1 protein-coding gene is annotated in these 275 nt (G+C 37.8%); it reads left to right on the plus strand.

What is annotated here, in order from left to right:
* Window positions 1–275 (plus strand): hypothetical protein (locus R2R70_RS20095; RefSeq protein ID WP_410978914.1); only part of this gene is annotated, 275 nt, incomplete at both ends.

A 275-nucleotide genomic window follows, 5' to 3' on the forward strand; every position in this document is an offset into this window, starting at 1 on the left:
GTGCTACTAAGCTGAATCAGGCACATGTAGAGGGTGTCCGTGTTGGTGGACTTGAGAGAGGTATAGATACTGCAATCATATCTACTCATAATGCTGAAGACGAATGTAAAAACTTTGAAGGTATGATAATTAGTTTGAATGGACTTACTGAAGGACTACTAACCTATCAGGAACTGTACAACAGTAACTTAATTTTCCACCCAAATTGCCAACATAAGTTACACCTAGTAAAGATTGAAAACTTACCAGCTAAAGTCGTAGAGAAGCATAATCAG

The sequence above is a fragment of the Cobetia sp. SIMBA_158 genome (assembly GCF_046566945.1).
In the GTDB taxonomy this organism is placed as follows: domain Bacteria; phylum Pseudomonadota; class Gammaproteobacteria; order Pseudomonadales; family Halomonadaceae; genus Cobetia; species Cobetia amphilecti.